Consider the following 5,550-nt stretch of genomic DNA (forward strand, 5'->3'; position numbering starts at 1 on the left):
GGAGCGAGCTTCGCTCGCGATGCGCCGCGCGGGCGGCGCTCGATCTCACAGGCGCCAAAAATGCCATGACAAGCACTAGCCCCGCCAATCCCTCAAGGCTCGCGAGCCAGCACCAACTCAGCCAACGCCCTGCTCATCTGCACGTTATGCACCGAATTCACCAGCATACCGATCCCCGGCTCACCGGCATTGTCGCAGATGTATTCGTCCAAGGTGTCTTCAATACCGCGCATCAACTGAATGGCGTACAACAGCGCCTCAGGTGAAGGCACCTTGTTGTCGATGGTGTAGAACGAACGTGAAGACGTTTGGCTGGGTGGGTCAGGAACAATCTTCTTCATAAATCTCTCTCCCGTTTGTGTGCATGACGCTCCGCCCATTCCCTCTCACAGGAATGGGTGGCAGCTGTACGCGGGGTGAGAGACCGGCCAAACAGGAGGAAACCGGCCAGGCACAAGGCCTGCCCGCGCACAGCTACCATGACGGTAAATCTCTTGAATGGAGCGGGCTCTCACACCCCATCGCCAAACCATGGCGACCCAGGGAAACTAGCCCCTGCGCTCATCATCGACAACAGAGAAACGGCTGCGGCGCCGGCAGGATAATTCCTAAACCAATTCCACCTGAAGCATTTGGTTTCAAGTTCCGATTTCCCCTACAGCCCCGCCGCCCAAAGCGACGCAATCACGCCTAGCCATCCCATCATATCGCCCCGCCACCATCCCGATTGAACCCTCGCCAAACCTGCGCAGTCCACCTTACAGGCCCACCTTCCAGAGGCCTCAGAAGGAGTCACCCATGAAAGGTACCGCGCTTTCGGCCCTCTTCGCGGCCGCTACCCTCCTGGCCTCGCCAGTGTTCGCCGCAGACGACCTCTGCACCGCCAACCTGCAGAAAATCGACGACAGCATGGCCACCGCCGGCGCTACCTCCGAGGGCCTGGACAAAGCCCTCACCGAGCACGTCGACAAAGCCAAAGCCGCACAAGCCTCGGGCGACACCAAGGAATGCATTGCCATTACCAGCAAAGTCCTGGAACGCCTGGAAAAAACCGAGAAAGGCAGCGGCTCGGCCGGCGGCGGCGGTGCCTGAGCCTGAAGCGGGCGGCGGAACCTGCTGTCGACGCCGCCCGCTTTAGCGCGTATACTCAGCCCACGTGCCGAAAGGTACGGTCAGCTAGAGCTGAGTGTGGGGCCGATTAGGATTCGACGCCGGTAGCGAAACTCTAGGTGCATGCCGAGTTGGTAACAGAACTCGTAAATCCACTGTTGCAACTTTCTATAGTTGCCAATGACGAAAACTACGAGGGTTACGCTCTCGCTGCGTAAGCAGCTGAGCCCGCTCTCCTGGTAGCTTCGGCTCCAGCAATCATCAGGGGATGCCTGTAAACCCGAAATGATTGTCATACAGAACAGGATCGTCGTGTAGCACGTTGGGGGCAAAGCGACTAAAACTTACCCAACTCATCCAAAGCACCCTGCCCGTCGGGCGGCTGCGGATTAAATCAGTAGACACGGCTAAGCATGTAGTACCGACAGCGGAGTACTGGCGGACGGGGGTTCAAATCCCCCCGGCTCCACCACTTCATCATCTAAAGACGTCCACGGACGTCTTTTTTTGTGCCTGAAATCCAGTGAATACGGGGGTTTCAGGGCTGCGGGGGGCTTTCCAGGTTTTTTGAGTTCCAGGCGGTTTGGTATTCCCAATGGTATTCCCGGCTACCCGGCGCTAATCTTGGGAATACCAAAAGGTGTCATGGAGTACTTCTCATGTGCGCTCAAACCACCCGCCTCTCCGACCGCCAGCTCAAGGCGGTCAAACCGAAAGACAAGGATTACGTCCTCACCGATGGCGACGGGCTCCAGCTGCGAGTCAGGGTCAATCGCTCGATGCAGTGGAATTTCAACTACCGGCATCCAGTAACCAAGAACCGAATCAACATGGCACTCGGCTCCTATCCCGAGGTTTCTCTTGCGCAAGCCAGGAAGAAAACCGTTGAGGCCAGAGAGCTGCTCGCACAGGGCATTGACCCCAAAGCTCAGCGTAATGAATTGCAGGAAGCCAAACGAGCGGAAACGGAACATACGTTCGAGAACGTAGCCACCGCGTGGTTCGAATTGAAGAAGGATTCTGTCACCCCAGCGTATGCCGAAGACATCTGGCGCTCACTCACGCTGCATGTATTTCCGAGCATGAAATCAACGCCGTTATCAGAAGTGAATGCCCCGATGGTCATCAAGCTCCTTCGGCCGATTGAGGCCAAAGGTAGCCTCGAGACCGTGAAGCGGGTAAGCCAGCGGCTTAACGAGATCATGACCTACGGGGTCAATTCCGGAATGATCTTTGCCAACCCTCTCAGCGGCATTCGAGCGGTCTTCAAGAAACCCAAAAAAGAGAACATGGCCGCGCTACCAGCTGATGAGCTTCCCGAACTCATGATGGAAATCGCGAACGCCAGCATCAAGCGGACGACCCGCTGCCTGATCGAATGGCAGCTACACACTATGACCCGCCCTGTCGAAGCAGCGACTACCCGATGGGCAGACATCGACTTCGACAAACGCATCTGGACCATCCCTCCGGAGCGAATGAAAAAGCGCCGTCCGCACACAATCCCGCTGACCGAACATGCACTCTCGTTATTGGAGACGCTTAAGCCCCATAGCGGCCACAGGGAATATGTGTTCCCGTCAGATAGAAACCCGCGCACCCACGCGAATAGCCAGACAGCCAACATGGCGTTGAAACGAATGGGCTTTCAGGACCGCTTGGTCAGCCACGGCATGCGCTCCATGGCCAGCACAATCCTGAACGAGCATGGATGGGATCCGGAGCTAATCGAAGTCGCCCTTGCCCATGTCGACAAGGATGAAGTCCGTAGTGCCTACAACCGGGCGGACTACATCGAACGCCGGCGTCCGATGATGGCTTGGTGGAGTTTGCACATCCAGAAAGCGGCCACTGGCAACCTGTCGGCATCTGCGATCAATCAAACCAGGGACCACAACGTCGTGCCGATACGGTGAGCGCTCACCGGACGCCGCCAGTAACCGAGAATGACTCCCCAGATGGAGTGATGGTTGATTTGGCGACAGCGGCGACACCGGCGACAACCCGCGTAATACCTTGTCTGCAGCATGGCGACAGAAGTGGCGACTGTCGCCGTTAAAAGCCTCTCTCTTGGAGCTTTCTCGGCCAAGCCCACGCGAGCGGGAAGGCTCTGCATTCCCACTCGCATGGGCTCTGCGTAATTGCATCTCACTTGACCACCTAATTGCATTGCCACTGACCAGTTGTTTGCATCCGACTTGACCAGTCATCTGCATTCGCGCTGACCAGCCGTTTGCAGTTGATGGGTGTCAGCGGGTGCCACTCAGCGCGAGTGCGTCAGCCAAGCACTGAAGGACTGCAACCGGCCAAAAACCGTCCTTCCTGGTTGCCCGGTTTATGGGGGCGGGGGCACGGTGATTTCCACTCCGGAACGACATCGGCTATAGACTGTGGTCATTGTGAACAGTTTGGAGTGTGTTTTTATGCCGCGCCTCAAGGAAATCTACCCAACGGCCACGCAACTATGCGACGTTCCTTTGCTGGATTTGAGCCAATCTGTTCTTCAGGTCCTCGGGAGCAAATTACAGCGTCCGCAAGACGCCGAGTGCACCCAAAACTTCCTATCCGGCGTGCGAGATGACTACGACCAGAACGAACTCGCAGCGCTGGCATGTTCGGAAGCGTGGTCCTGGCTTTATTGCAACGGCTTCATTTGTCATCATCCTAGTCATGACGCCCAATGGATGACCCTTACAAGACTGGGGCGAAAGCACTATGCGCAAGGCGTATCGCTGAAGTCGTGGATAGCAGATCGTCAACTCCCGGAGGACATGCTTCACGCGTCACTACGGTCCACCGCACTCAGTCTCTTCAGACAAGAATTGTTCGATACGGCCGTCTTTGAGGCGTTCAAAGTGCTCGAAGTATCAATCCGTCAAGCAGCAGGCCTCGGCGATGAATTCCTTGGCACCAAGCTCACCGCGCGGGCCTTTGACCCCAAAGGCGGGCCACTGACGGACAAGATGGCCGAAGCCGGCGAAAGGCAGGCGTTGATGAACCTAATGTCTGGCGCAATCGGAAGCTACAAGAACCCCCAAAGCCATCGTCATGTAGGACTTGAGGCGTCTGAGGCGCGGGAGATGATCATCATGGCGTCCCACTTACTCGGCATCGTCGACAGCCGTCGCCCTACATAATGGTGTCGCCCCCCTCCCCGCTGGCGGTTGTGGCGTAGCCTTTAGCTACTGACTGCCTTTGGCTGACTTTAGCCTTGTATGACGGCAAGTTAGGCTGCACTTCATTTTCCACCCTTTTTCCCAAAAAGGGGCAGGAGGGAGTCCCAAAGCACGCCCTCGATAAGCTCGATATCCTCGTCGATTGAGTCTTTGAACTCGTAGTACACGACGAGAAATTCCGCACCGAGTGGGGCCGCCCAAGCAGACAAATAGAGCCCCCACGTAGTCGTGCCCGTACCTGTTCCTAGGTGACTTCGGAATCTGTTGTACATATTCTTCGAGGTGCCAACATAAATTGACCTCGAACTCGGATGTGCAGAGTTGTCACGACTCATGTTCCGCGACTTGGTCGAGCGAGCGCGCCTAAAAGCACTCCTTGCTCTTGTAATGAGCTGAGAATTCTTACCTTCGAAGGTAACTTGATAGAGATAGTGCGTCGCAGTTGTCTCTACTGGGAACCGAGTATGAAGGCAATTTAATGCGGCCGTACTGGAAAGATCTGTCGACGTGAACCTGATGTACCTCGGTCCGGCCTGCGGGGCCGCAAGCACATTGGCAGCACGCTTAACTCGCGTTTTAAAAATATGTTCCAGACTCACAAAAATATCCTTGAGATGCCTAACGCCTTAGTTAACCGGTATTACGTGCGCGTTGAACGACCAGTTAGGCTAGTGCTAAGACTGGATGTGGCCGATGGCTGCCCATCACAAAGGACTGCAATTGACCGAGGCTGTGTAAAAACGTTTTCGATCGGTACGGCTGACGGAGTCACTCGGATAATCGCGTTCCTACGCAAATTTCAGGTCTGCTGAGCAGCCGATTTTTTCAGTAGATTTCGCGTAGGAACGCATGCATCAACACCAGGAGCGTGTTTTCACACAGCCTGGACCCAAAGCGGACATTCCTTGTAGTGCCCGACTGTGCTTGTGTGACTGAGCGCGAGTATCCTGGCGTGAGCTCAGCTGGCTAACACCACGCCATCTATTCAAGGCAGGCGGCTTCTGCTTTGAGGTTGGAAATCCGCCCAACCAGCTCTCACGTATACCCGCTCACGCGGTAAGCAAACGCGCGTACTCCGCCTCCAGATAAGCATCCACAACCTCCACATCCAAAGCGCCTGCCGCATAGCACGCCTTGAGATCCTTGATCGCCAGTGTGCCCAGACGGACCCAGGCGATCAGGTTACTGCGGGCCATGAAGGCAACGATATTGCCCCCCGAACGCAAGGCGGCGTCGGTCCCGTCGACCAGGCACAAGGTGCCGT

General features: G+C 56.2%; 4 protein-coding genes, 1 other RNA gene and 1 pseudogene. 4 read left to right on the top strand and 2 right to left on the bottom strand.

Going from position 1 to position 5,550, the window contains the following annotated elements; all coding sequences use genetic code 11:
* Window positions 1–92 precede the first annotated feature (92 nt).
* Complete coding sequence (locus tag NP534_RS25355) at window positions 93–341, bottom strand: hypothetical protein (RefSeq protein WP_274100538.1); 249 nt, start codon at window positions 339–341, stop codon at window positions 93–95.
* A gap of 457 nt (window positions 342–798) precedes the next feature.
* Here NP534_RS25355 and NP534_RS25360 point away from each other — a divergent pair, with 457 nt between their 5' ends.
* The 4 genes from NP534_RS25360 (at window position 799) to NP534_RS25375 (ending at window position 4,247) form a co-directional block, all read left to right on the top strand.
* Window positions 799–1,092, top strand: coding sequence for a hypothetical protein (locus NP534_RS25360; protein WP_227696445.1), 294 nt, complete (start codon window positions 799–801; stop codon window positions 1,090–1,092).
* A 98-nt stretch (window positions 1,093–1,190) separates the two neighbouring features.
* Window positions 1,191–1,582: a transfer-messenger RNA gene (gene ssrA, locus NP534_RS25365) on the top strand.
* A gap of 187 nt (window positions 1,583–1,769) precedes the next feature.
* Complete coding sequence (locus tag NP534_RS25370) at window positions 1,770–3,026, top strand: integrase domain-containing protein (protein ID WP_274100539.1); 1,257 nt, start codon at window positions 1,770–1,772, stop codon at window positions 3,024–3,026.
* Window positions 3,027–3,533: 507 nt separating this feature from the next.
* Window positions 3,534–4,247 carry a TIGR02391 family protein gene (locus NP534_RS25375; protein ID WP_274100540.1) on the top strand — a complete coding sequence of 238 codons (714 nt, stop codon included), beginning with the start codon at window positions 3,534–3,536 and terminating at the stop codon, window positions 4,245–4,247.
* Between the two features lie 1,088 nt (window positions 4,248–5,335).
* Here NP534_RS25375 and NP534_RS25380 read toward each other — a convergent pair.
* A pseudogene (locus NP534_RS25380) lies at window positions 5,336–5,550 on the bottom strand (hypothetical protein); the annotation flags it as partial.

The organism is Pseudomonas sp. 39004, from assembly GCF_028682155.1.
GTDB lineage: Bacteria > Pseudomonadota > Gammaproteobacteria > Pseudomonadales > Pseudomonadaceae > Aquipseudomonas > Aquipseudomonas capeferrum.